The sequence below is a fragment of the Staphylococcus sp. HMSC36A10 genome (genome assembly GCF_001838845.1).
Taxonomy (GTDB): Bacteria; Bacillota; Bacilli; order Staphylococcales; family Staphylococcaceae; genus Staphylococcus; species Staphylococcus aureus.
The window spans coordinates 1-287 of sequence record NZ_KV839068.1 but is presented as its reverse complement, the minus strand read 5'-3'; the positions used below and the strand labels follow the sequence as shown (position 1 = coordinate 287).

The following is a 287-nucleotide window of genomic DNA, read 5'->3' as shown; positions in this document are numbered from 1 at the left end:
AGAAGAAATAGATTTAATTGGTAGTCATTTAGATAAAGAAATCGAAGATTTAAATCATTCTATTGACAACGAAGATTGTGCTCAAATTAGAAAACAGACCCGTAAAAAAGAACTGAGATTAAGAAGTTCAAAAAGAAATTTGATGATTATTCTGAAAGAAAAAGTAAATATGAAGAACAAAAATCGATTCTTAAAGATAGAAATAGCTTTTCAAAAACTGATCATGATGCAACTTTTATGAGAATGAAGGAAGACCATATGAAAAATGGCAACTTAAGCCAGGATAC

Annotated in this window: 1 pseudogene; it reads left to right on the top strand. The window is 28.2% G+C overall.

Annotated features, from left to right (window positions below):
- Nucleotides 1-287, top strand: a pseudogene (locus HMPREF3247_RS00890) (IS5/IS1182 family transposase); the annotation flags it as partial.